The following is a 26986-nucleotide window of genomic DNA, read 5'->3' on the forward strand; positions in this document are numbered from 1 at the left end:
GTCCTGCGATATACGAAATTGTCGAAATGAGTGGATCAGATATACAAAAATTTATGATCAAAAGCCGGGATGTCAGTTGGGATTTTTACCGCACCTTCCTCAGCGTTCTGCGTGACGGCTCGCTGTCCGCCGCCGCGCGTGAACTGGGCATCACCCAACCGACCGCGGGACGCCATATCGGCGCGCTGGAAGAGGCCGTCGGCTTTCCGCTGTTCATCCGCTCACCGCACGGGCTGATGCCGACGGAAGCAGCGCTTGCGCTCCGGCCCTATGCGGAAAATCTGGCGGCAACGGCCGCCGCCCTCATGCGCGCGGCCTCCGGCGAGGTCGGCAAGATCGAAGGCACGGTGCGCATCAGCGCGTCTGATATCATTGGCGTGGAAATGCTTCCGCCCATCATCGCGACACTGCAGGACGTGCACCCGCGGCTCGAAATAGAGCTTTCGCTGTCCGATACGCTGGAAGACCTGCTGCGGCGCGAAGCCGATATCGCCATCCGCATGACCGAACCGCAGCAGGATGCGATTGTCATGCGCTACATCGGCAATTTCCGTCTGGGCTTTCATGCGACACGCGATTATCTGGCGAAAGCCGGCATCCCAAAGGTCATGGAGGAACTGAACGGGCACCGGATGGTCGGTTTCGACCGCAAGACGCCGTTCATCAGGGCTGCCATCCAGCGGATGCGCGCCCTGGATCCGGAAATACCTGATGTTGAAGACATCTGCTTCGAAATCCGCGCCGACAGCAATCTCGCCCAGCTTGCCATGATCCGCGCCAGCGCCGGCATCGGCGTCTGTCAGATCGGCCTGGCGCGCAAGGACCCGCGGCTGGTGCAGGTTCTTCCGAAAATCGACATTCCGCTGCACACATGGGTGGCGATGCATGAAAATCTCAAGACCTCACCGCGATGTCGCGCCGTTTTCAGCGCCCTGGTCGAAGGCCTGAAAGCCCATCTCAAGGAAACCGACCCGAACGCCCCGCCGCAGCGGCGCTGAGACTGTCCGGACATTGGATCACGCGGCCGCGCGCAATCGCGCAGAGCAAACCGGCGGGACAGGGAGGGCCATACCGTTTTCACCGGGAATTTCCAACCTTCCCGTCAAAACGGTTCGGCCTGCTGCGAAGTCTTGTCCACCACCTCGGCTTCCGGCCGGTCACCGCCCTGGCTATATTCCTCGTGCCATTGGCCGCGCTCGTCCTGATAGCTGATTTCCTCGTCATCGCCACCCACCTGCTGTTCGGCGGCAACGATGCGTGCGGCTTCGACGGCATCGGCATAGGAAGGGAAGGTTTCGGAATAGGCGCCATTCATGCGGTAAGCGAAGCCCCCGTCATGTTCGACGATTTCATACACCACTTTGGTCATGCATGTTCCTCCTGTTTCGGTAGGCGACATGGCAACCACAACCGCGCTTCAAGCATTGCACCCGACGGGGACACCGCGGCATGAGCAGCATGTCCTGCGACATCACTATCCTACCAAAAGCATTCAAGCGCAAATCCTGCTTGATCTGGAGGACGATACGTCACAGCCTGCGACTGACAGGGGAAGGGAAATCAATGGCGGGTTCTATTCTGAAACAGGAGCGGATGCTGCTGCTCGCGATACCGGCGGCAATCGTCGCCTACTTGGCCGAGCATGCAATATTCGAAGCCGGAAAAACGGCGGCACTCGTCGCCGCGGTCGTGCTCATCGGGCTTATCGTTCTCGTCTCGATGCGGGTTGCCCATCATGCCGAGATTCTCGCCGCCAAGGTCGGCGATCCCTATGGCACCATGATCCTGACGCTCTCGGCGGTCGCCGTGGAAGTGCTGATCCTCGCCATCATCATGAGTGAATCCAGTTCGCCCACGCTGGTGCGCGATACGATCTATTCCGCCGTGATGATCGACATCAACGGCATTCTCGGTCTTGCGGCGCTTCTCGGCGGCCTTCGCCACGGCGAGCAGCCCTATAATGACGATTCCGGCAAGACCTACGGCGTGATGATCCTGACGGCGATGGGCATATCGATGATCGTGCCGGAATTCATTCCGCAACAGAGCTGGCACGTCTATTCCGCCTTCACCATCGTCGCGATGATCGCGCTATATGCGCTTTTCCTCAAAATGCAGGTCGGCCCGCACAGCTATTTCTTCAGCTACGCCTATCCCCGCAAGGCACATCCGGCCGGTCAGCCGTCTGACAGCCATGCGGAAGAGGAGGACGAGGGCAGCGTGTCGCTCTCCATCGGCCTCATCATCGCCGGTGTGGTGCTGATCGGTGTACTGGCGGAATTCATGTCGGCCTTCCTCAGCGGAAGCCTCGAGGGCACGAGCGCACCGCCGGCGCTGATGGCGGTGGTGGTGGCGACGATCTCGGCATCGCCGGAAATCCTCACCGCGCTCCGGTCCGCCTTGCGCAACCGCATGCAGGCCGTGGTCAATATCGCCATGGGCGCATCGCTCTCGACGGTGATCCTGACCGTGCCTGTCATGGAGGGTATCGCGCTCTATACCGGCCAGCCCTTCATCATGGCGATGACGCCGGTTCAGACCGTCATGGTCTTCATCACCCTCATTGCCGCAGCCATCAACCTCAATGACGGTGAGACCAACGCAATCGAGGGAATGACGCATTTCATTCTCTTCGCCACCTTCATCATGCTGCTGTTTCTGGGGCTTTAGCCGAAATGAAAAAAGCCCGGCATCGCTGCCGGGCTTCCTCGTTCAAGATCGCAGGCCGATCAGCGGCAATCGGCGCAGAAACGCTGAATGCGCTTGCAGGCTTCTTCCAGAAGCGCTTCCGACGTAGCGTAGGAAATGCGGAAGTTCGGGCCAAGGCCGAAAGCCGATCCCTGCACGACGGCAACGCCTTCGGCTTCCAGAAGCTCGGAGACGAAATCCGCATCCGTTTCGATGACCTTGCCCGAAGGCGCGGTCTTGCCGATCAGGCCGGCGCAGGACGGATAGACGTAGAACGCACCTTCCGGAGCCGGGCAGCTGATGCCCTTGGCCTGGTTGAGCATGGAAACGACGAGGTCGCGGCGGCCTTCGAAGATTTTCTTGTTCGTCGGAATGAAATCCTGCGTGCCGTTCAGGGCTTCGACAGCGGCCCATTGCGCGATCGAGCTTGCACCCGACGTCTGCTGGCCCTGAATCATGTCCATGGCCTTGATCAGCGGCAGCGGGCCGGCAGCATAACCGATACGCCAGCCGGTCATGGCATAGGCCTTGGAAACGCCGTTCATCGTCAGCGTGCGGTCATAAAGCGCAGGCTCGACTTCGACCGGGGTGACGAATTTGAAATCGCCATAGGTCAGGTGCTCATACATGTCGTCCGTCAGCACCCAGACATGCGGGTGCTTGACCAGCACGTCCGTCAGCGCCTTCAGCTCGTCATGCGAATAGGCGGCACCCGAGGGGTTGGACGGCGAGTTGAAGACGAACCACTTGGTCTTCGGCGTGATCGCCTTTTCCAGCGCTTCCGGCTTCAGTTTGAAATTGTCTTCCAGCGTGGCGTCGACAAAAACCGGCGTGCCGCCGCAGATCGCCACCATTTCCGGATAGCTGACCCAGTAAGGCGCCGGGATAACGACTTCATCACCCGGGTTCAGCGTGGCCATGAAAGCGTTGAAGAGGATCTGCTTGCCGCCGGTGCCGACGATCGTCTGTTCCGGCTTGTAGTCCAGGCCGTTTTCACGCTTGAACTTGTCGGCAATCGCCTTGCGCAGTTCCGGAATGCCGGAAATGGGGGTGTATTTGGTCTCGCCGCGTTTGATCGCGTCGATGGCCGCTTCCTTGATGTTGTCGGGCGTATCGAAATCCGGCTCGCCGGCGCCAAGGCTGATCACATCGCGGCCCTGCGCTTTCAGCTCACGGGCTTTCTGGGTAACGGCGATGGTGGCGGATGGCTTTACGCGGGAGAGAATGTCGGCAAGGAAGGCCATTTTTAATCGGTCCTATTGGGGTTGACATCAGCAGAGGCTGGAAAACTTGTCTTCTGCGGCACTTTCTATGTCGAAAGACAGGCCTTCTTTCAAGGTCAAAAGCCGGCTTATGTGCAGCAGCGGAGAATTTAAGTCTTCCTTAACCCGGAAGTAACGCTTGATACGCTACATTCGCGAGCCTAGGGGTCGTATCTCTATAGCTGGTTGAAAAATGGCGCCCAAAAGCATCTTTTCCAGTCTTGTCCGCGAGGTCGATGGCACATGGTCCACGGCCTATCAAACCTTCAACCTGAAATCGGCCCTGCAACCCATCTTCCGGCGAACGGCAAGCGGCGCGCTCGATATCGATTCCTTCGAGGGTCTGGTGCGGCCCCATCGCAATGGCGAACCGGTGACCCCCGGTGAATTCTTCTCGCTGGTGGCGTCGGAAGACATCGAAAACATCGATAGCATCCTGCGCACGATCCATATTCTCAACACCGGCAGGCTCAACCGTTCCCGCGCCCGCATCTTCGTCAACTTCCATCCGGGCCTGTTCCAGACACCGGCCAAGATGCGGCAGGAAGTGGAGCGTATGCGGCTTGCCGCCCACGAGGCCGGCATGACGGCGGAGCGCATCGTCTGCGAAATCTCGGAAAAAAAGGCATCCGACACGCAGATCGTCGCCGACTTCGCCTACCACATGCACGACATCGGCTTTCGTGTGGCGCTGGACGATTATGGCGCCGGTGATTCCGACATCGACCGGGTAAAGCTCATCAAGCCGGATTATGTGAAATTCGAAGCAGCCTGGGTACGCGATTTTATGCAGAATTCGGCAGGTGCCGCCCTTCTGCGCGTCATCGTCCGCCAGTTCCGCGAGGATGGAATAGAGCCGGTATTCGAAGGGCTGGAGACGGGCTGGCAGGTCGATCTGTGCGAAGAACTCGGCGTCCTGCTGATGCAGGGCTACGTTCTGGCCAAGCCCGAACTCGCCCCCACAAGTTTCGACGCGCGCTTTCCCGAACTCGGCAGCGCCTATTTCAACGCCCCACCGCGAACCGACAGGCCAGGCACGATACCGCCATTTTTCCGGGAAGAGCGCCCCGCCGACCCCCACCCCCTGCGCCAGACCCGGACCTTCGGAAAACGAGGTCTTTGAGGCCATTCCCGGCGAAGCAGGCTCCGCAGTAACCACTGCCACAATATTGCCGCAATAAATACCGCGGAACGCCAGAATTCGGTCGCCAAGCCGTCCATTTCGAAGCCTTTTATCCTTCAGGAGCAGGGACAAGAGGCGATCGCCATGTTTACCAACGACCGGACTTCCGTTGAAAGGTTAAGGGCGCAGAGAACGCTGTTTTCCCTCTGGATGGCAGTGGCTGCCTTTCTTGTCATCGTCACCATGGCCGCTGGTATCGCGACATCCGCCAACGCGGCAACGCAGGCCGTCGATACGCTGCACACCGCCGCAATCCCGCAAGCAGCGACATCGCGGGCGGGCGGCCACATGCTGCTGCTCATCATCCTTTCGGCCGCGGCCTTCATCGGTCTCGGCATAGGCGGCCTCACGCTCACCCGGCGAAGCCTCAAGGATGAGGCCCGCCGCTACAAATAGGCCGTTGCCCGACAGCCGATGCCTGCCGGCCACCGTCTTTCGCCGACTTGCGGCACCAGCAGCTTGCTGCTAAAGCATCCGGGAAAACGTCGGATCGACATTTCAAAAAATCCCCGAATTGCCAAGGCCGTGCTCGAATGATCCTCCGGCCCCTGCTGTGCTGGTGCCTATCATGACGCGTATTCAGGCCAATATGCTGCTTCTTCTCGCCGCAGCAATCTGGGGCGGCGGCTTTGTCGCGCAATCCTCCGCCATGGCCTCGATCGGCCCGTTCTGGTTCGTCGGCCTGCGTTTTGCCATCGCCGCAATCGCCGTGCTGCCCTTCGCGATGCTCGAAACCCGGTCGAAAAAGTCACCGCCGCGCCGCAAGGAAATCGGCAGCTTCATCCTCGTTGGGCTTGCCCTGTTCGGTGGCGCCACCACCCAGCAGGTCGGGCTTTTGACCACCACCGTCACCAATTCCAGCTTCCTGACCGGGCTCTACGTCATCTTCGTGCCTGTCATCGCCGTCGTCCTTTATCGTCGCCATCCGCACTGGATCGTCTGGCCCTGCGCCCTGATGATGCTGGGTGGCATATTCCTCCTGTCCGGTGGCGCATTCGAAGCACTGACACAGGGGGATATTCTCAGCATCATCTGCGCCTTCTTCTGGGCAATCCAGATCACGCTGGCGGGGCGTTTCGTCTCCGAAAGCGGGCGGCCGCTCGCGCTTTCCTGCACACAGTTTGCGGTTTGCTCCCTTCTTAGTTGCATGATCGGCGTCTTCTTCGAACCCATCAGCATGGCGTCCATCGAGGCGTCACTGGCGGAAATCCTTTATGTCGGCCTCGTTTCCTCCGGCCTCGCCTTTGTTCTGCAGGTCATCGGCCAGCGCTACACCACGGCGCCGCAGGCGGCGATATTCCTGTCCTCGGAGGCGCTTTTCGGCGCATTGCTGGCCTCGATCTTTCTGCAGGAAACCATTTCAAACGCAGGCTATGTCGGCTGCCTGATCATATTCGTCGCCATATTGATTGTGGAACTCGTGCCTGAACTGACCCGCAAGCGGCAAAAAACCGTGGCCGGAACGGCGTGACGCGAAAAGAACCGTTTTTTCTCCATCTTCGGAAAAACACGGTTTAGCGTTCAAAATTTTGCCGGCAACACCCGCCGCAACCGGCAATTATTTCATCAATTATCGTTTATGCGGAAAAAATATGCGATCCCACGTCGTAATTCTACCGCAGGTTTTTTATCTGACAAAAAGCCCGTGAAAACTTTTGCTTGCCAATTTTCGATAAACGCATCACTCTACCGCGGTTCGGGCAATTTGCGAGCATGGGAAGGCCTATAAATTTGCGCACCGGGGACGCTATAAACCCTGGGCGGTGGGACGAAAAACGTTGGATGAGAACGCCATTACTTCCTGCTGCGAAGGTCCATTTTCTCAATAGTCAAGAACTGCCTGCCAACGCCCTCGCGGGGCAAAACTGTAATGCTGCCTGTAGCTGAACGCGGGCAGAGCGAAAAGGACCTGATGCATGGCCGAAACTGGCACCGTAAAATTCTTCAATACAGACAAAGGCTTCGGCTTCATCAAGCCAGACAATGGTGGCGCTGATATCTTTGTTCACATCTCTGCTGTACAGGCTTCTGGCCTGTCCGGACTTTCAGAAAATCAGAAAGTGAGCTTCGACACGGAACCGGATCGTCGCGGCAAGGGCCCGAAGGCAGTCAATCTGCAGATTGCTGGCTGACCCTAAAACGGCTTTCTTTTCTAGTTGAAGCCCGGCAGGAATGCCGGGTTTTTTTGTGCGTCCTGCGGGCCTCAATGGGCCGACACTCAGAGCCCCTTGAGATAGGGGTTGGTGAGCCGTTCCTCACCCAGCCGTCCACCCGGGCCATGGCCGCAGATGAAACCGACATCGTCACCCAGCGGCAGGAGCTTGTCGCGAATGGACGCCATCAATTGCTCGTGGTTTCCGCCCGGCAGGTCCGTGCGCCCCACCGATCCCGAAAACAGAACGTCGCCGACATGGGCGAAGTTCTGGTCACGATTGTAATATATGACGTGACCGGGCGCATGGCCCGGGCAATGATAGACCTCGAAGACGTGGTCTCCAAAGGAAACCTTGTCGCCGTCCTTCAACCATGTATCAGGCACCACATTCTTCAGGCCGCTGATGCCGTATTTCTCCGCCTGCACCTCGATCCTCTCCAGCAGAGGCCGGTCATCCTCATGCGGCCCGATGACCGGCAAGGAGAGTTTCGCACGCAGTTCGTCCGCGCCGCCGGCATGGTCGAGATGCCCGTGCGTCAGCCAGATTTCTTTCAGCGTTATGCCGTTTTCGGCAACCACCTGGAGAATGACATCGACATCCCCGCCGGGATCAACGACGACGCCTTCCTTGGTATCCTGATCGAAGAGAACGGTGCAATTCTGCTCGAACGGCGTGACCGGAATAATGCCCGCCTGCAACTTTCCCATGTCCGTATCTCCCTGTCTGACAAATTCCGCCTCCTATAGCCTGCAGCCGGTTTCCGCACAATGGCGGAGGACCATCCGCGCTTTTCAGCCCTGCGGCCACCTCAAAAAATAACGATAAAATTCAATTGGATATTTGGGAAAGCACCATGGCGGACGGGCATCGCCGCCGAAAAAATGTGGAACGCCCCCGTGCCTGTGGCGTTGTAGCTCCAGTCTTGAAAGGAGTGAGACACATGGACAAGACGCTTAAAATGCTCATGGCTGGCGGCGCCTTCGCCTTGATGGCCGGTTACGCAAACGCCGCCATGGTCGCCACCACCGCATCGGACATTTCCGTTCGCTCGGGCCCCGGTGAAGACTATCCCGAGCTGGGTCTGGCAACGCGGGGCAGCAATGCCGTGCTGGATGGCTGCATGGAAGGCAGCAGCTGGTGCCGCATCGAGGTCAACGGCATGCGCGGCTGGGCCCATGCCGATTATCTGAATGTCATGTACGAAGGTTCGCCGGTCATTCTGGAAGAGCGCCGCACGGAACTCAGCGTGCCGGTCGTGACCTATGAAAAGACGGCAAGCGTGCAGGCGGAACCAAATCCCGGTGACCAGAACCTCGGCCGCGTCGGTGATGTCGACATCACCCCGCCGGACGCTGTCATTACCTATATGGATGAACATCCGGCCGAAACCATTACCTATGACGGCGATATTGCCGTAGGCAGCACTTTGCCGCGCGATACCCGCCTCGTGGAAATCCCCGATTATCAGTATCGTTATACAAGGGTGAACGACGTGCCGGTTCTGGTCGAACCGTCAACCCACCGGATCGTCTACGTCTATCAGTAAACATCCGGCGGTCATCCGACTGACCGGGACCGACAGCATGAAAAGAGAAAAGAGCGCGGGCTTCCCCGCGCTCTTTTCTATTTCCGGTAAATGCCGCTCAGGATTCCAGTTGCACCCGCCCCCGCAGCATATTATCCACCGCAACAGAAAATGATCGGCGGCATTCTCCCGAGCGGACGCATTTTCGGCTATGTTTACAGAATATTGGCGCATCGACGCATGTCAGCCGCAGAATATGAAGGAACCGCAGTGCCACCGCAATCGCTCAAAACCGCCGCCGCCCGACAGATACCGGCACTCCCGAAGGTTGACGACGGCAAGATCGACTTCGATACGATCGAGGCGCTGTTTTTCGCCTATCGCGATTTCGTCTCCGATCCCGACGTTATCCTGTCGAAGCTGGAATATGGCCGCGCGCATCACCGGGTGGTCTATTTCGTCAGCCGGCAGCCCGGAATGACGGTGGCGGATCTGCTCGACACGCTGCAAATCACCAAACAGAGCCTTGCCCGCGTGCTCAAGCAGCTGATCGACGACGGTTATATCCGCCAGATGGCCGGCCCAGAAGACCGCCGCCAGCGCAGGCTCTATCCGACACTGACGGGCCGCGAACTGGCGCTCGCACTGAGCGAGCCGCAATCGCGCCGTATCGACCGGGCGCTGGAAGGGCTAGGACCCGACGCCCGCGCCTGCGTGCGCAAATTCCTGGCGCAGATGCGCAGCCCGGCAACCGGCGAAGGTGACTGACATGGCGACAGCAACGACAAAGCGCCCCCCAGCGGATGACGACGCCGCACATCTCCTGATCGTCGACGACGATGCACGCATCCGCGATCTTCTGCAGCGCTTCCTGGGCGACAAGGGTTATCGCATCTCCGTTGCCGCCGATGCGGCCGAAGCGCGCCGCAAGATGGTCGGTATCCGGTTCGACCTCCTCATTCTCGACGTGATGATGCCGGGGGAAAACGGACTTTCTCTCACACGGTCGCTGAACGAGGACAAATCCGTGCCGGTCATTCTTCTGACCGCCCGCTCGGAAGCGGATTCCCGCATTGCAGGTCTGGAGGCCGGCGCGGATGACTATCTCGCCAAGCCCTTTGATCCGCGCGAACTTGTCCTGCGCATCAACAATATCCTGCGGCGCAACACCTCGCCGGATACGCCCAAGATCGAACAGATCATGTTCGGCCCCTACAGCTTCTCCATTCCCAAGAAGGAATTGCGGCGCGGCCCCGAAACGATCCGCCTGACGGACCGCGAACAGGAGATCATGCTGCTGTTTGCGCTCCGCGCCGGCGACACCATTCCGCGGCACGAGCTGGTCGAGGCGGAATCGGAAGTGGGCGAAAGAACCATCGACGTGCAGATCAACCGTCTTCGCCGCAAGATCGAGGACGACCCTGCCAATCCGGTCTATCTGCAAACCGTGCGCGGCATCGGCTACCGGCTGAGCGTGGACTGACAGGCACCAAACGAAAGGCGGGCTGACGGCATGGCGAGCCTCGATTTTCTCAGCACGGTCAGAAAAAGCGCCATAGTGAGAGCCTGGCGCACATCCGGCAGATGGCTGCGCCACTGGCTGCCCACCGGCCTTTATACCCGCTCCCTGCTGATCATCATCTTGCCGATGATCCTGCTTCAGGCCGTGGTTGCCGCCGTCTTCATGGAGCGCCACTGGCAGCTGGTGACGGAACGCCTTTCCGCCGCGGTGACCCGCGATATCGCCGCCATCATCGAACTGCTGCAAACCGACCCCGAAGAAGACGATTACCAGCGTGTCATTCGCATTGCCCGCGACAAGCTGGATCTCAGCGTCTATATCGAGCCCAAAACGGACCTGCCCGCCCCCAGGCCGGAACCGCTGTTTTCAATCCTCGACCGGATTCTGGCCGACCAGTTGACGCAGCAGATCGGCAGACCGTTCTGGATCGACACCTACGGTAACGGTTCGCTGGTCGAAATCCGTATCCAGCTGGAAGACAAGACGCTGCGCGTCTTTACCCGCCGCAGCGCCGCCTATGCCTCCAACACGCATATCTTCCTTGTCTGGATGGTCGGCGCATCGCTGGTGCTGATTGCCATTTCCATCCTCTTCCTGCGCGGACAGATCAAGCCCATCGAAGCGCTTGCCAAGGCGGCTGAAAATTTCGGCAAGGGTCAGAAGATCAGCGCCTATTCCCCACGTGGCGCCGATGAAGTCCGGCGGGCGGGCCTTGCCTTCATCCTGATGCGCGAACGCATTGAACGGCAGATGGAACAGCGCACCGCCATGCTGAACGGCGTCAGCCACGACCTGCGCACCATCCTCACCCGTTTCAAGCTGCAACTGGCTCTGGCAGGCGACAATCCGGACCTCGAAGGACTGGACAAGGATGTCGAGGACATGCAGTCGATGCTTGAGGCCTATCTGACCTTTGCCCGCACCGATGTCGAGGAGGATGTCGGTACGCTGGAGCTTCCGGTACTTCTGGAAAAGATCGGCCATGATTTCGAGCTTCACGGCAAAAAATTCAGCTACGAACTCTATAATGTCGACAGGATCATCGCACGACCAAATGCCCTTTCACGCCTCGTCGCCAATCTGGCGGAGAATGCCAGGCGTTACGCCAGCAATCTGCATGTCGATATCCGCAAGGCGCCGCGCTCCATCATCATGACATTCGATGATGACGGCCCGGGTATTCCGGAAACCTCCCGCGAGGATGTCTTCAAACCATTCTTCCGGCTGGACGAGGCGCGCAACCTCAACGCCTCGGGCACAGGTCTCGGGCTCTCCATCGTCCGCGACATTGCCCGCGGCCACGGTGGCGACGTGTCTCTGGATGACAGCCCGTTAGGCGGTTTGAGGGTAATCGTCAAAATTCCGGCGTAAAACACCGGGCAGAAAACTGTAGTGAAGAGTTCGGGGTCTCGTGCTCAACCTGAGAGATCGAGCGGCCATGGTGCTGTATCAGCACATTTTCTCGCCGTTCGGCACCGGTCGTTCGACGGCGGCAAGCACGATATCGCCGTTGCTGTCGGCAAAACCCAGCGTCAGGACCTCCGAGCGGAACGGGCCGATCTGGCGCGGCGGAAAATTCACCACACCCAGCACCTGCCGGCCGACAAGGCTTTCCGGCGTATAATGCACCGTAATCTGTGCCGAAGATTTCTTGATGCCGATGTCAGGCCCGAAATCGATCTTCACCTTGATTGCCGGCTTGCGGGCTTCGGGAAAGGGTTCCGCCTCGACGATCGTGCCAACGCGAATATCGACCTTCTCGAAATCGGCGTAGGAAATTTCACCGCTCATGCCCTGCTCCCGCTTACCCGCAATGCTTCAACCCTGCCCACCCTTCAACCGGCAAGCTCTTCGGCGCGTTTTTTTGCCGCCGCAACCGCCTTGTCGAACAGCGGCTGCATACCGTCGTCAGCCATCAGCACCGAAAGCGCCGCCGCCGTCGTGCCGCCCGGCGAGGTCACGTTCTGGCGCAGCCGCGCCGCCTCATCGGAGGACTGGTGCAGCAGCTCGCCCGCCCCCGCCACTGTCTCGCGCGCCAGGCGCATGGCCACATCCGCCGGCAGACCAGCCTTGCGGCCCGCTTCCGCCATGCATTCCACGAGATAAAAGACATAGGCCGGGCCACTGCCCGAAACCGCGGTCACGGCATCGATATCGTTTTCGGTTTCCACCCATTCGACCGGACCACTGACCTTCAGCAGCCCGTCCACCACGGCTCTAAGTTCCGGGGTGACCAGTTCATTGGCATAGGCTCCCGTCACACCGCGCCCTACCATGGCCGGCGTGTTGGGCATGGCCCGCACGGCGGCAACCGCGCCGAAACAGGAAACGAACGTAGCGATGGTGGTGCCGGCCGCAATCGAGACGACGACGGTATCCGCTCCCAGGAGCGGCTTGAGGGACGGCAACACGGCTTCCATCATCTGCGGCTTCACCGCCACGAAAAGAATGCCGGCCTTGATACCATCCGGCACGCTTTCATGATGGACCGCACCGGCTTCGGCAATCGTCATGCGCATCGCGTCGGAAGGGCGCGGGTCGATAACAATCACCTGCGATCCCGCGACGCCCTTTTTCAGCCAGCCCGAAAGCAGGGCGCCGCCCATATTGCCGGCACCGACGAGGACGAGCGGGCCGGAAGCCTTGTATACCATCTTCACGCTTCTCCGACGGTCTCGAACATGACCGCTTCGATTGCACTTTTTGCATCCAGCCCCGACCAGACGACGAACTGGAATGCCTGATAATATTGCTCGCAGGCCTCCAGCGCGCTGGAAAGCAGCACTTCCACCTGCTGGTTGTTCGGCTCCGCGCCACCCGCCAGAAGCAGGGACTGCCGAAAGATCACCACATCCTCCTGCCGCCAAAGATCGAAATGCCCCATCAGCACCTGGCCGTTGACCTGCGAGAGCAGGCGAATGACCTCGTTGACCCGCTGGTCAGGCACCTTGATATCGAAGGCGCAGGCCAGATGCAGCGCCTCGAACTCTTCCATCCACGAAAAGGAAACGTGATAATCGGCCCAGTGGCCAGCCACCGTCATGGCGATCTCGTCTTCGCCGGAACGCTCGAAAGACCAGTCGTTCGACGCAGCGACAATCTCGATCATGTCCACGGGATTGGACTGACGCTCGATTTCAAATTCTATCAGACTCATGCGGCACCTTCTCAGCCGGTATGGAATGTTCTGTTTTGAACGCCGGGCACAAAACGCACACACAAACCGGATTCAATATTTGAGACGATTGCCCGACACCGACAGAATTACGCATTCACCCTGTCTGGAGCTTACCAGGTCGTTTCGAATCATCATTTAAAATCAGTGTATAATGGCCGAGTCCCGCTGCCACCCCTCGGCTGCCATTTTTGCTTTTTGAGCAGTGGATATCTCCTCCCCCATCACCTCAGGCGAGATACATAAGCGACTCTGGCAATTGTGTTTTTTGGAAGTGTCCACAGGCCTCAAAAAAATCGCGCTGGAGACCGGCCGGCGGCAACCCGAGATAATTTCAGGTTGCACCGCCTGAAAACAAAAAGTCCCGGAATCGCAGGCGATCCGGGACCATCAGGAAAAAGCGCGAAAAAATCAGTCCTTGGTGGCGGAGAGCTTTGCTTCCAGGGCCTCGATGCGGGCACGCAGCGCGTCGTTTTCGTCACGCGCCTGAATGGCCATTTCGCGCACCGCGTCGAATTCTTCGCGCCGCACCACGTCCAGGCTGTTCAGCCAGCGGTCGGCCTGCGCGTGAAAGGCCGCCTCCGCTTCCTTGCGCACGCCCTGCGCCGCGCCGGCCGCATCGGTCATCAGCTTGGCGAATTCATCCAGAAAACGATTGGTGCCTGTCGTGCTCATGGCGCTGTTCCTTCGTCGGTTCAGGGAGCATCCCGTTCCCTGCTGTTGATGCCTTTCAGGTAGGCACTCGACAGCCGCCTTGCAAGCGAAATCGAAAAATGCGGCCTCTCACTGTGGCGCCCGCCATCGCCATCCCATCACGAAAAATCACCTTGACCGCTGCCTCGGCAATCGCCATTTTCCTTGGCGTCAGGGAGACCGGTGAGCATCATCGCCCGGCCCCATAAGGCAATGGATGATTCTGTTGTCGCCCAGCAACGATGACGGAATATACGGATTGTTAGCCGCTCCCACCCAACTCGCCATCATGCCATTTCCCAATATTGACCCGGTTGCGCTCTCCATAGGGCCTCTGGCGATCCACTGGTATGGCATTGCCTATGTTGCCGGCATCATGCTCGGCTGGTTTTATGCCCGCCGTCTCGCCCGCACCGATCGCCTGTGGCCAAACGATACGTCGCCGATCTCGGCCCAGCATCTTGACGATTTCATCCTCTGGGCCGCCGGCGGCATCGTGCTCGGCGGGCGCATCGGCTATATCCTGTTTTACGACCTTGCCGCCGTCGCCGCCAATCCCATCAGGGCAATCGAGATATGGAACGGCGGCATGTCGTTCCATGGCGGACTGATCGGCACCACCATCGCCATGATCCTCTTCGCCCGCAAGAACGGCATCCCGGTCTGGAGCATGTTCGACATCATCGCCGCCGTCGCGCCCATCGGCCTGCTGTTCGGCCGCATCGCCAATTTCATCAACGGTGAATTGTGGGGGCGTATCGCCGACGTTCCGTGGGCGGTCGTATTCCCCACCGGCGGCCCTTTCGCACGGCATCCAAGCCAGCTTTATGAGGCAGGCCTCGAAGGCCTCGTGCTCGTCGTCATTCTGGCCATCGCCATCTATGCCCTCAGGGCGCTGAAAACACCCGGCCTCATCACCGGCATCTTCGTTTGCGGTTATGCGCTGTCACGCATCTTCGTGGAATTCTTCCGCGAGCCGGACGCGCAGATCGGTTATCTCGCCGGCAACTGGCTGACCATGGGCATGGTGCTTTCCACACCGATGTTCCTTCTGGGTCTGTGGGCGGTCCTGCGCGCGCGCGGCGCGGCAAAAAGCGCCTAAGCGGTATGGCCTGCCATGACGACACCGCTTGCGCGACGCATCAAATCCCTTATCCGGCTCAACGGTCCGCTCAGCGTCACCGATTATTTCTCGCTTTGCCTCGCTGACCCTGAGCATGGTTATTACAAAAGCCGCGAACCCTTCGGCCGTTCGGGTGACTTCATCACCGCGCCTGAGGTGAGCCAGCTTTTCGGCGAGATGCTCGGTGTCTTCGTGGTCCATGCCTGGCAGCGGCACGGCGCACCCGCTGAAACCCGGCTGGTGGAAATCGGCCCCGGTCGTGGCACCATGATGTCGGATATGCTGCGTGTCATCCGCCGCATCGCGCCGCCGCTTTACGAGACGATGCGGGTGCATCTGGTGGAAACCAGCCCTCGCCTTTCCACGATCCAGAGAGAAACGCTGGCCGACCATGCCGACCGGCTGACATGGCATGAAAGTTTCGACGATGTGCCGGAAGGCTTCCTGCTTCTCGTCGCCAATGAGCTTTTCGACGCCATTCCGATCCGGCAATTCGTCAAGACGCCACAGGGTTTCCGCGAAAGGGTGGTGAGCCTTAATGCGGAAGACGAACTCGTGTTCTCGACCGGGCTTGCCAGCATCGACCCGGTCCTGTTGCCACCGCAGCCTGAACGGCAGCCGCCTGGCACCATATTCGAGATTTCCCCTGCCCGCGAAGCCGTGATGACGGCGATCTGCCAGCGCCTGTCGACCCATGGCGGCACGGCGCTTGCGATCGATTACGGTCACCTCGTCGCCGGTTTTGGCGACACCCTGCAGGCCATGCGCAACCACGCTTTCGATCCGCCGCTCGCGAATCCCGGCGAAGCCGATCTGACCAGCCATGTCGATTTCGAAAGCCTCGTCAGAACGGCCGAAGCGACCGGTGTTCACGTCAACGGCGCCCTGAGACAGGGTGACTTTCTTTACGGCCTCGGCCTCAAGGAGAGGGCGAGCGCACTCGCCGCCAAGGCAACCCCCGATCAGACGCTTGCGATTGCGGAAGCGGTCAACCGTCTCGCCGGTGAAGGCGCCGGCAAGATGGGGGAACTTTTCAAGGTCGTCGCCGTTTCAAGTCCCGCGCTTCATCTCATGCCGTTTCGCGCGGTGGATTGACAGCGCAATCACCTCTGGGCCAACATCGCCGCAACGCGAAGCAGGCAAACTGCATCAGACAAGCGCCGCGCAACGCCGCGGCAACAGGAAACATCTCGCTTACGACAATTCTGGCACAACACAGGCCAACAGCGATATTCTCCAAGGAACTCCCGCACCATGCAGAACCCAACGCTGCCGCTCCCCATCCAGAGCCCCCTGCTCGCCGCCTTCGGCGAAAACCGCGTCCGCCACGGCTTTTTCACCCGGCAGGGCGGCGTGTCGGAGGGGCTTTATCAAGGCCTGAATGTCGGCCTCGGCTCACATGACGAACCGGAACGGGTGCAGGAAAACCGGCGGCGCGTGACGCAATGGTTCGGCCTGTCCACAGAGCGACTCGCCACCGTCCATCAGATCCATTCACCCGATGTCCTCGTGGTCGATGAAACCTATGACGGCAGCCGCCCGCAGGCGGATGCGATGGTGACGGCAACTCCGGGCTTCGTGCTTGGCGTGCTGAGTGCCGATTGCGGCCCGATCCTGTTTGCGGATCCGCAAGCGGGCGTTGTCGGTGCGGCCCATGCCGGCTGGAAGGGCGCATTGTTCGGTGTGCTTGAAAACACCATCGAGACCATGACGAAGCTCGGCGCCGGCCGCGAGCGCATCGTCGCTTCGCTCGGCCCCTCCATCAGCCAGAGCAATTATGAGGTGGGGCCGGAATATGTCGCGCGCTTCACCGATATCGACCCGGCCTATGCGGATTATTTCGCCACGACGGACAAGCAGGGACACGCGCTGTTCGACCTCAAGCAATTCACAATAGACCGCCTGACCCGGGCCGGTGTGAAGGCGGAAAACCTCGGCCTCTGCACCTATCCGGACGAAGAGCGTTTCTATTCCTATCGCCGCACGACCCACCGCGCCGAACCGGATTACGGCCGGCAGATTTCCGCAATCGCAATTCTGGAGGACTGACATGGCCCTGCACTTCGAGCCTTCGGAATTCGAGGCCCGCCGCGAGCGGCTGCTTGCGAAAATGGCGGAAGAGAAACTGGACGCCCTGCTGCTTTTTGCGCAGGAAAGCATGTACTGGCTGACCGGCTACGATACTTTTGGCTACTGCTTCTTTCAGACGCTGGTGGTCAAGTCGGACGGCTCCATGACGCTGCTGACCCGTTCGGCCGATCTTCGTCAGGCGCGCAATACCTCGATCATCGACAATATCCTCATCTGGGTCGACCGGCCCAACGCCGACCCGACGCTCGATCTTAAAAATCTTCTCAGCGATCTTGATCTGCTCGGCGCAAAGGTCGGGGTGGAATACGACACCCACGGCATGACGGGGCGCGTCGCCCGCTTGCTGGACAACCAGCTTGCCAGCTTCTGCCAGATGAGCGACGCCTCCTATCTGGTCAGCACCCTGCGGCTCGTCAAAAGCCCTGCCGAGATCGCTTATGCCCGCAGGGCCGGCCAGCTGGCCGACGAAGCGCTGGAAGCGGCTTTGCCGCTCATCAGGCCCGGCGCGGATGAAGCCGCAATTCTCGCGGCGATGCAGGGCGCGATTCTGGCTGGCGGCGGCGATTATCCCGCCAATGAGTTCGTCATCGGTTCGGGAGCGGACGCGCTTTTATGCCGTTACAAGTCCGGCCGCCGCAAGCTCGACACCAGGGATCAGCTGACGCTGGAATGGGCAGGCGTCAGCGCCCATTACCATGCGGCCATGATGCGCACGGTGGTGATCGGCGAACAGGATTTCCGCCAGAAGGAGCTTTACAGCGCCTGCCTGCAAAACCTCACCGCCATCGAGGACGTGCTGCGTCCGGGCAAGACCTTCGGCGATGTCTTCGACATGCACGCCCGCGTCATGGACGAGCGCGGTCTGACCCGCCACCGGCTGAACTCCTGCGGTTATTCGCTGGGCGCGCGTTTCTCCCCGTCCTGGATGGAGCATCAGATGTTCCATGCCGGCAATCCGCAGGAAATCACAGGCGATATGACGCTGTTCGTGCACATGATCGTCATGGATTCCGATTCCGGCACCGCCATGACGCTCGGCCAGACCTATCTGACCACGGACGGCGCTCCGGAGCCCCTGTCGCGCCATGGCCTCGATCTTCTCACAGCTTAAATCGCCGCCGGGTTTGACAGAGCGGGAAAACCGCCCTTACATTGCCGCCACCTTGGGCAAGAAGGAGCGGAACATGAGAGGAAACGTCACATGAGCCGGAGGGGGCTTACCTCCCCTTGTCCAGCCTTTGCCTTTCCGGCTCTCGTCGTTCCGGCGCTGCTGCTGGCTCTCTCGGGCTGCAACACCACGGAGGCGCTGACACCGCAGGTGGATGTCGGCCACAATACCTCGCAATCGACGCCGGTGACGCAGGGCGATCTCGACCAGATGGCCGCCGCCGCCGACCGCGCGCCGGCAGGCGCCCCGGCAATCGCATCTTCCGTGCCCGCCTATGCGCCGCAGAATTCCCTGCAGGCGCAGGCACAGGCGCTTTCCAGCGGCAACCAGTATGGCGAGCCGCTGCGTGGCCAGAACCAGCCATCCGCGCCATCTCCCGCAGGCGGCCAGCCACCGCCCTCGCAGCAGACGGCGTCGCTTGCACCCGCCACCTCCGGCAATACCATCCGCTTCCTGCCGATCATCGGCGCCCCCGTTCAGGCCGTCACGCCATTGTCGCGGCAGCTCGGTGCGGAAGCCCGGGCCAAGGGGCTGACCATCCGCGCCTCGAACGACAATTCTGCCGAGAACATCCTGAAGGGATATTTTTCCGCCTTCGCCGATGGCAGCAAGGTCAACGTCGTTTACGTCTGGGATATTCTGGACGCCAATGGCGTGCGGCTGCACCGCCTTCAGGGACAGGAAACGGTGACGGCCAGGGGCAGCGATCCATGGGCCGCCGTAACCGACAGGGTCATGCAGGATATCGCCGCAAAAACGCTGAACGACTATTCGTCATGGAAGCAAACTCAACGGGGATGAGGTGAAACGGCGGGAGAAGTCACAGAGATTTCACGAAAATCATTGCGAAAGCGCGGAGTCCTCTTGCAATCGGAAGCAACAGCGCTATTAAGGCGCGCATGGCAACAAGGCGTATCCGGCAAAGGCTTTTCAGCCGGATGTTCCTCCCCTTGAACGACGCTTGGTTACGGCGGATTAAGCCCCGTGGCGCAAGGCGATGGCATGGAAACAGGCGGCCGCAATGAAGGTTTTCGCAGGCAATTCGAACCGGCACCTTGCCGAAGCGATCTGCAAGTATCTTAATGTTCCTCTCGGAAATGCCACCGTAAAGCGGTTTGCCGACCAGGAAATATTCGTAGAAATCGGTGAAAATGTACGCGGTGAGGACGTTTTCGTCGTCCAGTCCACGTCCTTCCCGGCAAATGATCATCTGATGGAACTGCTCATCATGATCGATGCCATGCGCCGCTCCTCGGCAAAGCGTATCACGGCGGTGCTTCCCTATTTCGGATATGCCCGCCAGGACCGCAAGGCTGGCCCCCGCACCCCGATTTCCGCCAAGCTCGTCGCCAATCTGATCACCGAAGCCGGCGCCGACCGCGTTCTCACCCTCGATCTCCATGCCGGCCAGATCCAGGGCTTTTTCGATATTCCGACCGACAACCTCTTTGCAGCGCCCATTCTCGCCCGCGACGTGAAGGACCACTACGACACAAACAATGTCATGGTCGTTTCGCCCGATGTTGGCGGCGTGGTTCGCGCCCGCGCGCTGGCCAAGCGCCTCGACTGTCTGCTGGCCATTGTCGACAAGCGTCGTGACCGTCCAGGCGAATCCGAAGTCATGAACGTCATCGGTGACGTCGCCGGCAAGGATTGCATCCTGATCGACGACATCGTCGATTCCGGCGGCACGCTTTGCAATGCGGCGGAAGCACTGCTGAAGAAGGGCGCAACCAGCGTCACCGCCTATATCACCCACGGCGTGCTTTCCGGCGGCGCTGTTGCCCGCGTGGCCTCCTCGAAGCTGCGTGAACTCGTCATCACCGACAGCATCCAGCCGACCACCGGCGTGCAATCCGCGCACAATATCCGCGTGGTCAGCACGGCCGGCCTGCTCGGCGAAGCGATCAACCGCACCGCGCAGGAACAGTCGGTTTCCGGCCTGTTTGACTGAAAGCTTCAGCAATCCCCCTGGGGACTGCCAACCGCTGTCCGGTTTAAATTTCCGGGCAGGCTGCGGCCAGCCCTGAGGTCCGGTGCAGATATTCTCGACGCCATCCTCGGCCCTGCGCCGGGGATATGATCGCGTTGAATAGAATCACCAGGCTGCAAATCCTCGGAACAAGCCCGAGGATGACACGGGAGTGTCCGGCGCACTTCGCCTTTCATCTCATTGATGCCGCGCCCCGACGTCCTCTTAAGACGAGGCAGCACCCGCATCCGGTGGCCGTTGCAGCCGGGAGGCGGCGGCCTTGATTTTCGGCCACCAGCGCCGAACCCGCGTCAGCACAGCATGGCGACCGTTGCGCCAAATGCTCACCGTGTCGGCCGAGACGGCAGTGCCGGTGAACAGGTGGCGGTGGCGGCTTATTGCCAGAACCCGGTAAAGAAACAGCGTCGTGAGGGCGGAAAACAGCACGGACATCACCACATCGCTGAGGAAATGTCCTCCGGCCGCGATACGAAGACCGGACATGAGAACGACGGCTCCGGCGGCGATTGTGCCCACCACAAACCGGCCGCGCGACCGCAGGCGGGGCCAGACAAGCACACAAAGCGGCAGGAAGAAGCTCGCGATCAGCGCGGTTTCGCCCGAAGAAAACGAACAGTTCGAATAACATTGCGTGCTGAACTGGAAAGGCGGCGTGAAGAGCTGCTGCCCACCAAATTCGGTGACGCTGAACGGACGCGCCCGGCCGATCGTCGCCTTCAGCACGCCATTGACGAGAATCCCGGCGCACAGGATCACCGGCCCGCACAGGAAGGCCCAGACCCGCCAGCCGGTTCTTTGCAGGGTACCCAGCCGCAGATTACCGACGAGGACTACAAAAGCCAGAAGAGTGGCGAGCTCCGTGCCTTCGCGCAGCGTGTCCCGCAGCCATTCGGGAAATGGTTCGCGACCGGACCAGGGCTGCTCAACCGGAGAAAAAAACAGGGCGGAGAACCGGAGGTCGATAGAGGGAAAGGTCGCGAACAGGATAACGATCGCCAATGTCGCGAGTGTCACCCAGATGGTAATCCTCATATGGGAAAGATCATTGTCCATTGGCGCCCTCCGGCATGCATTGCGGCAGCAGGCGCCACAGCCCTATTTCCCGGCCCTCGAGGAAACCCGGTCCGGCGGTCCAGCGCGCAACCGGCGCCTCGCCGGCAAGGCAGGACGGCAGACCATCCGCGCTTGCCAGAAACAGGGGATTTTCAGCTTCGCCGGCTTGCAACGGGTAAAGAAGCGCATAGTGGCTGGAAGGCACGCCCGTTTCGGGCAAGGCGCGCGTCAGGACCTGTTTCTCGTCCCGCAGCTGATAAAAAAGCTCGGCCAGTATGGAACGGTCGGAAGCAACGATGGCATCTGCCCCCGCCTCACGTGCCCGCGACAGGCCGGTCGATACCAGCTCGGAACGACCGAGATACCGCTTCATCGCCAGTTCGCCGCTCGGCAGGCGCAGTTCCGTCCCGGCAATCGTCATGACAGGCAGCGCGACGGCGACGATGCCGCCCAGAACGAGCGTGGAAACAGTCAGCCAGCGTCGGGATGCCAGGACCGGCACCGCCAGCAGCACACCGGCCGCATAGGCACCCACCGCCCAGTTGGCGAGCGCCCGCGACATCAACCCCTGCGCCGTGATCAAAAGAACGATCGGCACGGAAAGCGCCACCAGCGCCCGGGTTTCAGCATTCTTCGCACGGATTGTCGCGATAATCATGGCAACGAAGACGAAAGGCCCGACAACGCCCGCCTGCGAGAAGAAAAACTCGAGCGCAGGACCGATCTTCAGCTGAATGCCATGCCAGTTCGCATTGTCTGCCGTATGACGCGCGGTCATGAAATCATGCGCGGCGTTCCACCACAGATTGGGAGCGATGACGGCGACACAAACCAGGGCCGCCACCCCCGCGTCACGCAGCCGGATGCGCCATGCCTCGCAGAGCCAGCCGGCCGCAATGAAGCAGGGCAGAAAATAGATCATCGCATATTTCGACATCAGGCCGAGGCCGAAACAGAGACCGAGCGCGAGGCTCCAGAGCATCGCCCCCCTGCCCTCGCTGCGGGCCTGCCCCAGCTTGCGCACCGCGATCATCGACAGCACGATGAACAACATCATCGGCGTATCGGTCGAGATCAGCAGACTGCCGAGCGTCACGGCGGGCAGCGTCAGATAGACGACCGCGGCAAGCGAAGCCAGCCTGACGTCGTAGATCATCCGCCCGAGAACGAGAATGGCCGCCGCCGCGACGCCATGCACCACGGGTGCGGCCAGCCGCACCTGAAAAGTGCCCTCGCCGCCGCCAAGAAAGGTTGCCGCGCGAATGAGCCAGCCGATCAGCGGTGGTTTGGAATAGGCCCCCAGAGCCATTTCGCGGCCCCACAGCCAATATTGCGCCTCATCGACGAAAAGATCGGTGCGGTTAAAGGCAAGCCCGAGGATACGCAGCACCGTCACCAGCACGATGGCCGCAAGCGCCAGCGTCATCCATTGCCGCTGCCCGCCCGCCTGCGCATGGGGCAACGTGGCCCCGTTATGCGTGCTGGCGGCGTTCTGCATGGATCAACCAGAGATTTCGGGCATAGATGAACAGGCCGGATGCCTGACCCAGAATGAAGACCGGATCGCGCCGCCAGATTGCGTAGGACAAAAGCACAAGCCCACCGAGAACGGAAAAATACCAGAAGGCCACGGGGATGACCGAGCGGTTTGCCCGCTCCGAGGAAATCCATTGAACCAGAAAACGCATGGTGAACAGCATCTGCCCCATGAAGCCGGTCAAGACCCAGATGAATTCCTTCCAGCTGTTCACATGCAGCATGGACCATAAAGCCGGTGCATTCACGGCAATGTCTCCGTTTTGAAAGTCTCGGCCCAGCTTGCCCGCTTGCGCCGGCGCAGCAGCCAGGCGACGCCGATCAGATCGTGGATGCCGACGAGCGCGCGTCCGATATTGGTGTAGTGGGAATTGCCATGCAGCCGCGCCCGGTGCGTGACATCGACATGGGCCACCTGCCAGCCGTCGCGGTTGAACAGCGCCGGGAAATAGCGGTGGTGATGATCGAAATAGGGCAAGGCAAGATAGGCATCGCGACGGAAAGCCTTGAGGCCGCAGCCGGTGTCCCGCGTGCCGTCCTTCAAGATGCGCGCCCGCAGGCCATTGGCGAAGCGCGAGGAGAGCCGTTTTCCAAGCGTATCGCGCCGGCCGACGCGCTGGCCGGCCACGAGGCCGAGCCGGCCTGGCGCATTGGCGGCGAGCAGCGGCGCAAGAAGCGCGGGCAGATTGTCCGGGGGGTTCTGCCCGTCTCCGTCCAGCATGCAGATGACGGGCGCGCGCGCCGCCTGCACGCCGCTGTGGATTGCCGCCGATTGCCCGCCCTGGCGGTCGTGCCGCACCAGCCGCAGCATGGGATAACGGTTGCCGAGCGCGAGAACGGCCTCCGCCGTGCGGTCCGAGGATGCGTCATCCACCACGACGATCTCGAACCGGCCGACCGGCTGGCACGCAGCCACGATCTCCGCCACGAGTGTTTCGACACTCGCTTCTTCATTGTGCATGGGCACGATAACGGCGAAATCCGGGATAGATCTCACGGTGGCTCCGTCATATCCGTCTGCGCGGGTTCCGCAAACATCATCGATAGTGGCAGGAGATGGAGCGCGAAAAGCTTGCATGAATATGAACGACCGTTGAACTTCGCACGGTATGCGCCCGTTCTGTTGCAGTTTTATTACGAGCACGGCACCCCTGCCGGTCAGCGATTTTTTCACGGTATGCGGGAAATAATCATACAAATTTCAGCCCTTTAACGTGGCCGTAAACAATTGTTGCGACGCTGCGGCCACGTTTTTTGGGGGGGAGGAAACAGATGCCGGGTGTAAATCCGACTGCTGTCAAAGCTAAATCATTGTCAATCAAGGCCAAATTTGCGGCGCTCGTCACGGGCGCCACTCTGGTTTCATGCCTGTCCGTCGGGCTCCTGTCCTATGAGATAGGCAAGTCCGGTCTGATCGACGCCAGCGAAATCCGGCTGGAGACGGTTGCGGGAAACCAGTCCAAGCAGCTGGACGCCTATACGCTGCGGGTTGAACAGAGCATTTCCGAACTGTCGCAGAATGCCGCGATCGCCCAGGCACTGGAAACCATGACCAATGTCGTGCCGACGGAAAAGGATGCGATCATCCAGGCGTTCCGCCGCGAAGGCGTCTCCGAGGAGGAGCGCGCCTCCTTCAACGGCGAAGGATTGCGGCTGCTCTATGCCATCCGCCACGCCACCATCAATTCCACCATCGCCAGCGTCTGGCGCAACACCCGGGTCAGCGACATCTATGTGATCGACAAGACCGGCCTCATTATTTACACCGTCACCAAGGGAAAGAACTTCCTGACCAGCGTGACGGAACCGCAGAACGCCGCGATCAAGGACCTGTTCGACCGTATCGAAGCCGGCAAGGACGGCGTCGTCAGCACCACGGGCTTCAGCAACGGCGCCGATGACTCGGCCATGATCGGCATGCCGCTCGCCGTCTCCAACTGGGGCCAGCTCCAGCGCAAGGGCGCCGTCATCATGCGCATTTCGGCCGACCGCGTCGGCGCGGTCGTCACCCCTGAGGAAACCGGCAAGACCATCGATGACGCCGTTCTTCTGAGCGCCGAGGGCAAACGCCGCGCCGGCGTGCTCTCCGGCGGCGCGGATGCCGCCGTTTCCGAAAGCCTCGCCGCCCTTGCGGGCGCAAGCGAGGCGGGAACCTTGATGGCGCAGACGCCTGCAGGCAATATTTTCTATGCCTATCGTCCGGTCTCCGTCTTCGGGCAGAAGCATCTTCTGGCCATCGGCCAGCAGGAAAGCAAGGTTCTCGCGGCCGCCAACGATCTCGCCTTCTGGGCAACGCTTGCCACGCTTGCCGTGCTCGGTGTCATGACGCTTGTTGGCATTTTCGTTTCCGCGAGCCTCACCAAACCGCTGACCGGCCTTGCCGGGCTGATGCAGCGCCTCAACGGCGGTGAGAACGATATCGAGATCAAGGCGGTTTCCCGTGGTGACGAGATCGGCACCATGGCACGCGCGCTGGAATCCTTCCGCCAGGGCATTCTCGACAAGCAGCGCATGGAGACCGAAGCCCAGCGCAAGGGCGAGGAGCTGGACGAGGAACGCGCCCAGCGGGAAATGGAAAAGGCAAGAAGCGCCAGGGAACTGGAAGAAGCCGTCGACGCGCTCGCGACCGGTCTTGCCAATCTGGCCGCCGGCAGGCTCGATCTTCGCATTGAAAAATCCTTCGTACCGTCGCTCGATCATCTGCGCGTCGACTTCAACAATTCCATGGCCGGGCTGGAGGCGACGATCTCCAATATCGGCGAAAGCGCCAACGCCATCCGCTCCGGCTCCGGCGAGCTGAAGAGCGCATCGGAAGACCTGTCGCGGCGCACGGAACGGCAGGCCGCAGCCCTGGAGGAAGCCGCAGCGGCACTCGGAGACATGACGCAGGCCGTCAATCTTTCGCTGTCGCGCTGCAACGTCGCCGTCGCGGCGACGGCGGACACCATGCAGGATGCGCATAAGTCCACGGCCGTCGTGAAAGAGGCGATCGTCGCCATGGAGCGTATCGAAACCTCGTCGTCCAAGATCCGCCAGATCATCGACGTCATCGACCAGATCGCCTTCCAGACCAATCTGCTGGCGCTGAATGCCGGTGTGGAAGCCGCGCGCGCCGGTGAAGCCGGAAAGGGCTTTGCGGTCGTGGCGCAGGAGGTTCGCGAACTGGCGCAGAAATCCGCCGCCGCCGCGCGTGACATCACGACGCTGATCGCCACCTCGGCGGGCGATGTGGAAAGCGGTGTGGCGCTGGTGCTGAAGACCGGTGAAAGCCTGGAGCAGATCCAGAAGCGCATCCAGTCGGTCAACGACCAGATCGGTGAAATCGCCACCGCATCGCGCGAACAGTCCGGCCGCCTCAGCGAGATCAATGCCTCCGTCAACGAACTCGATCATGTGACGCAGCAGAACGCGGCGATGGTGGAGGAAACCACCGCCTCCGCCTTCTCGCTGGCAAGCGAGGCGGATGGGCTGACCGAACAGGTCGGGCAATTCTCCGTCGGTGACAGCCGGCAACGGGACCAGCGCTACGCGGCGTAAAGCAACAACAAAAAAAGGCCGGAGATATTATCTCCGGCCCCAGACCAAGGACAAAAATCCATCATCCGCACACCGTCACCCCGGACTTGATCCGGGGTCCAGCGCGGTCAAGTCCTTGATCGCGAGAGAATCTTTCACGGCGCAGACGCGCCGTGGCTGGATGCCGGATCTAGTCCGGCATGACGGAGGAGGCTTCGATCCCTGCCATCATTAAGGCCGGAGGCAATCCTCCGGCCTTTTTGTTTGTAACCGGGCTCCCAGGGGCCGAAGCCCCTGGGAAC

Annotated in this window: 28 protein-coding genes; 17 read left to right on the top strand and 11 right to left on the bottom strand. The window is 60.6% G+C overall.

The features are described from left to right. Window positions 1–53: 53 nt before the first annotated feature. Window positions 54–998 (top strand): LysR family transcriptional regulator, encoded by a 945-nt coding sequence (locus N434_RS03135; RefSeq protein ID WP_065113838.1) that lies wholly within the window; start codon window positions 54–56, stop codon window positions 996–998. Between the two features lie 104 nt (window positions 999–1102). On the opposite strand, the gene N434_RS03140 is transcribed toward N434_RS03135, so the two are convergent. After that, window positions 1103–1369, bottom strand: a complete 267-nt coding sequence (locus N434_RS03140; RefSeq protein WP_065113839.1) for a DUF2188 domain-containing protein — start codon at window positions 1367–1369, stop codon at window positions 1103–1105. A 194-nt stretch (window positions 1370–1563) separates the two neighbouring features. Here N434_RS03140 and N434_RS03150 point away from each other — a divergent pair, with 194 nt between their 5' ends. Then, a complete protein-coding gene (locus tag N434_RS03150) occupies window positions 1564–2670 on the top strand; it encodes a calcium:cation antiporter (protein ID WP_110756030.1) in 1107 nt (368 codons plus the stop codon). Window positions 2671–2729: 59 nt separating this feature from the next. Here N434_RS03150 and N434_RS03155 read toward each other — a convergent pair whose 3' ends face one another. Further along, a complete protein-coding gene (locus N434_RS03155; protein WP_110756031.1) occupies window positions 2730–3932 on the bottom strand; it encodes a pyridoxal phosphate-dependent aminotransferase in 1203 nt (400 codons plus the stop codon). Between the two features lie 211 nt (window positions 3933–4143). Here N434_RS03155 and N434_RS03160 point away from each other — a divergent pair, with 211 nt between their 5' ends. The 4 genes from N434_RS03160 (at window position 4144) to N434_RS03175 (ending at window position 7265) form a co-directional block, all read left to right on the top strand. Beyond that, the gene (locus N434_RS03160) at window positions 4144–5073 is read left to right on the top strand and encodes an EAL domain-containing protein (RefSeq protein ID WP_110756033.1); all 930 of its coding nucleotides are present in this window, start codon (window positions 4144–4146) and stop codon (window positions 5071–5073) included. A gap of 144 nt (window positions 5074–5217) precedes the next feature. Next, window positions 5218–5529: a hypothetical protein gene (locus N434_RS03165; protein WP_110756035.1), complete on the top strand. Its 312-nt coding sequence runs from the start codon at window positions 5218–5220 to the stop codon at window positions 5527–5529. A 172-nt stretch (window positions 5530–5701) separates the two neighbouring features. Next, complete coding sequence (locus tag N434_RS03170) at window positions 5702–6604, top strand: DMT family transporter (RefSeq protein WP_110756036.1); 903 nt, start codon at window positions 5702–5704, stop codon at window positions 6602–6604. Between the two features lie 445 nt (window positions 6605–7049). After that, on the top strand, window positions 7050–7265 hold the full coding sequence (locus N434_RS03175) for a cold-shock protein (RefSeq protein WP_003494703.1): 216 nt from the start codon (window positions 7050–7052) through the stop codon (window positions 7263–7265). Between the two features lie 86 nt (window positions 7266–7351). Here the strand turns inward: N434_RS03175 and N434_RS03180 are convergent, their stop codons facing one another. After that, a complete protein-coding gene (locus N434_RS03180; protein WP_110756038.1) occupies window positions 7352–7996 on the bottom strand; it encodes an MBL fold metallo-hydrolase in 645 nt (214 codons plus the stop codon). A 233-nt stretch (window positions 7997–8229) separates the two neighbouring features. Here N434_RS03180 and N434_RS03185 point away from each other — a divergent pair, with 233 nt between their 5' ends. The 4 genes from N434_RS03185 (at window position 8230) to N434_RS03205 (ending at window position 11707) form a co-directional block, all read left to right on the top strand. Further along, the gene (locus N434_RS03185; RefSeq protein ID WP_110756039.1) at window positions 8230–8835 is read left to right on the top strand and encodes a DUF1236 domain-containing protein; all 606 of its coding nucleotides are present in this window, start codon (window positions 8230–8232) and stop codon (window positions 8833–8835) included. A 219-nt stretch (window positions 8836–9054) separates the two neighbouring features. Next, window positions 9055–9582, top strand: coding sequence for a MarR family winged helix-turn-helix transcriptional regulator (locus tag N434_RS03195; protein ID WP_065116022.1), 528 nt, complete (start codon window positions 9055–9057; stop codon window positions 9580–9582). Between the two features lies 1 nt (window position 9583). Beyond that, entirely contained in the window at window positions 9584–10297 is a 714-nt protein-coding gene (locus N434_RS03200) for a response regulator (RefSeq protein WP_065113846.1), read from the top strand. Between the two features lie 30 nt (window positions 10298–10327). Continuing rightward, entirely contained in the window at window positions 10328–11707 is a 1380-nt protein-coding gene (locus N434_RS03205; RefSeq protein WP_110756040.1) for an ATP-binding protein, read from the top strand. 78 nt (window positions 11708–11785) lie between these two features. On the opposite strand, the gene N434_RS03210 is transcribed toward N434_RS03205, so the two are convergent. From N434_RS03210 to N434_RS03225, 4 genes are all read right to left on the bottom strand, one after another. Next, window positions 11786–12127 (bottom strand): tRNA-binding protein, encoded by a 342-nt coding sequence (locus N434_RS03210; protein ID WP_065113848.1) that lies wholly within the window; start codon window positions 12125–12127, stop codon window positions 11786–11788. Window positions 12128–12171: 44 nt separating this feature from the next. Then, a complete protein-coding gene (gene proC, locus N434_RS03215) occupies window positions 12172–12990 on the bottom strand; it encodes a pyrroline-5-carboxylate reductase (RefSeq protein ID WP_110756041.1) in 819 nt (272 codons plus the stop codon). Window positions 12991–12992: 2 nt separating this feature from the next. Beyond that, complete coding sequence (locus N434_RS03220) at window positions 12993–13493, bottom strand: type III secretion system chaperone family protein (RefSeq protein WP_003522870.1); 501 nt, start codon at window positions 13491–13493, stop codon at window positions 12993–12995. A gap of 429 nt (window positions 13494–13922) precedes the next feature. Next, window positions 13923–14186: an accessory factor UbiK family protein gene (locus tag N434_RS03225; RefSeq protein ID WP_065113851.1), complete on the bottom strand. Its 264-nt coding sequence runs from the start codon at window positions 14184–14186 to the stop codon at window positions 13923–13925. 307 nt (window positions 14187–14493) lie between these two features. Between N434_RS03225 and lgt the strand changes: the two genes are divergently transcribed. The 6 genes from lgt (at window position 14494) to N434_RS03255 (ending at window position 20540) form a co-directional block, all read left to right on the top strand. Next, window positions 14494–15306, top strand: a complete 813-nt coding sequence (lgt, locus tag N434_RS03230; protein WP_161991746.1) for a prolipoprotein diacylglyceryl transferase — start codon at window positions 14494–14496, stop codon at window positions 15304–15306. 15 nt (window positions 15307–15321) lie between these two features. Continuing rightward, a complete protein-coding gene (locus N434_RS03235) occupies window positions 15322–16422 on the top strand; it encodes a class I SAM-dependent methyltransferase (protein WP_110756043.1) in 1101 nt (366 codons plus the stop codon). Window positions 16423–16581: 159 nt separating this feature from the next. Continuing rightward, complete coding sequence (pgeF, locus tag N434_RS03240; RefSeq protein ID WP_065113854.1) at window positions 16582–17376, top strand: peptidoglycan editing factor PgeF; 795 nt, start codon at window positions 16582–16584, stop codon at window positions 17374–17376. 1 nt (window position 17377) lies between these two features. Beyond that, on the top strand, window positions 17378–18529 hold the full coding sequence (locus N434_RS03245) for a M24 family metallopeptidase (protein WP_110756045.1): 1152 nt from the start codon (window positions 17378–17380) through the stop codon (window positions 18527–18529). A gap of 90 nt (window positions 18530–18619) precedes the next feature. Continuing rightward, complete coding sequence (locus N434_RS03250; RefSeq protein WP_110756047.1) at window positions 18620–19387, top strand: hypothetical protein; 768 nt, start codon at window positions 18620–18622, stop codon at window positions 19385–19387. A gap of 220 nt (window positions 19388–19607) precedes the next feature. After that, on the top strand, window positions 19608–20540 hold the full coding sequence (locus tag N434_RS03255; protein WP_065113857.1) for a ribose-phosphate pyrophosphokinase: 933 nt from the start codon (window positions 19608–19610) through the stop codon (window positions 20538–20540). Between the two features lie 243 nt (window positions 20541–20783). On the opposite strand, the gene N434_RS03260 is transcribed toward N434_RS03255, so the two are convergent. Genes N434_RS03260 through N434_RS03275 form a run of 4 tightly spaced genes read right to left on the bottom strand, consistent with a single transcriptional unit; the run spans window position 20784 to window position 24252 of the window. After that, window positions 20784–21632: a phosphatase PAP2 family protein gene (locus N434_RS03260; protein ID WP_110756049.1), complete on the bottom strand. Its 849-nt coding sequence runs from the start codon at window positions 21630–21632 to the stop codon at window positions 20784–20786. Further along, the gene (locus N434_RS03265) at window positions 21622–23130 is read right to left on the bottom strand and encodes an ArnT family glycosyltransferase (RefSeq protein ID WP_110756051.1); all 1509 of its coding nucleotides are present in this window, start codon (window positions 23128–23130) and stop codon (window positions 21622–21624) included. The genes N434_RS03260 and N434_RS03265 overlap by 11 nt, the downstream gene beginning before the upstream one ends. Next, window positions 23105–23392 carry a lipid-A-disaccharide synthase N-terminal domain-containing protein gene (locus N434_RS03270; protein ID WP_065113860.1) on the bottom strand — a complete coding sequence of 96 codons (288 nt, stop codon included), beginning with the start codon at window positions 23390–23392 and terminating at the stop codon, window positions 23105–23107. Before N434_RS03270 ends, N434_RS03265 begins: the two co-directional genes overlap by 26 nt. A 20-nt stretch (window positions 23393–23412) precedes the next feature. Then, the gene (locus N434_RS03275; RefSeq protein WP_065116023.1) at window positions 23413–24252 is read right to left on the bottom strand and encodes a glycosyltransferase family 2 protein; all 840 of its coding nucleotides are present in this window, start codon (window positions 24250–24252) and stop codon (window positions 23413–23415) included. Between the two features lie 188 nt (window positions 24253–24440). Between N434_RS03275 and N434_RS03280 the strand changes: the two genes are divergently transcribed. Next, window positions 24441–26705 carry a methyl-accepting chemotaxis protein gene (locus N434_RS03280; RefSeq protein WP_110756052.1) on the top strand — a complete coding sequence of 755 codons (2265 nt, stop codon included), beginning with the start codon at window positions 24441–24443 and terminating at the stop codon, window positions 26703–26705. Window positions 26706–26986 lie beyond the last annotated feature (281 nt).

This window comes from Rhizobium sp. UGM030330-04, from assembly GCF_003208455.1.
In the GTDB taxonomy this organism is placed as follows: Bacteria; Pseudomonadota; Alphaproteobacteria; order Rhizobiales; family Rhizobiaceae; genus Agrobacterium; species Agrobacterium rhizogenes_A.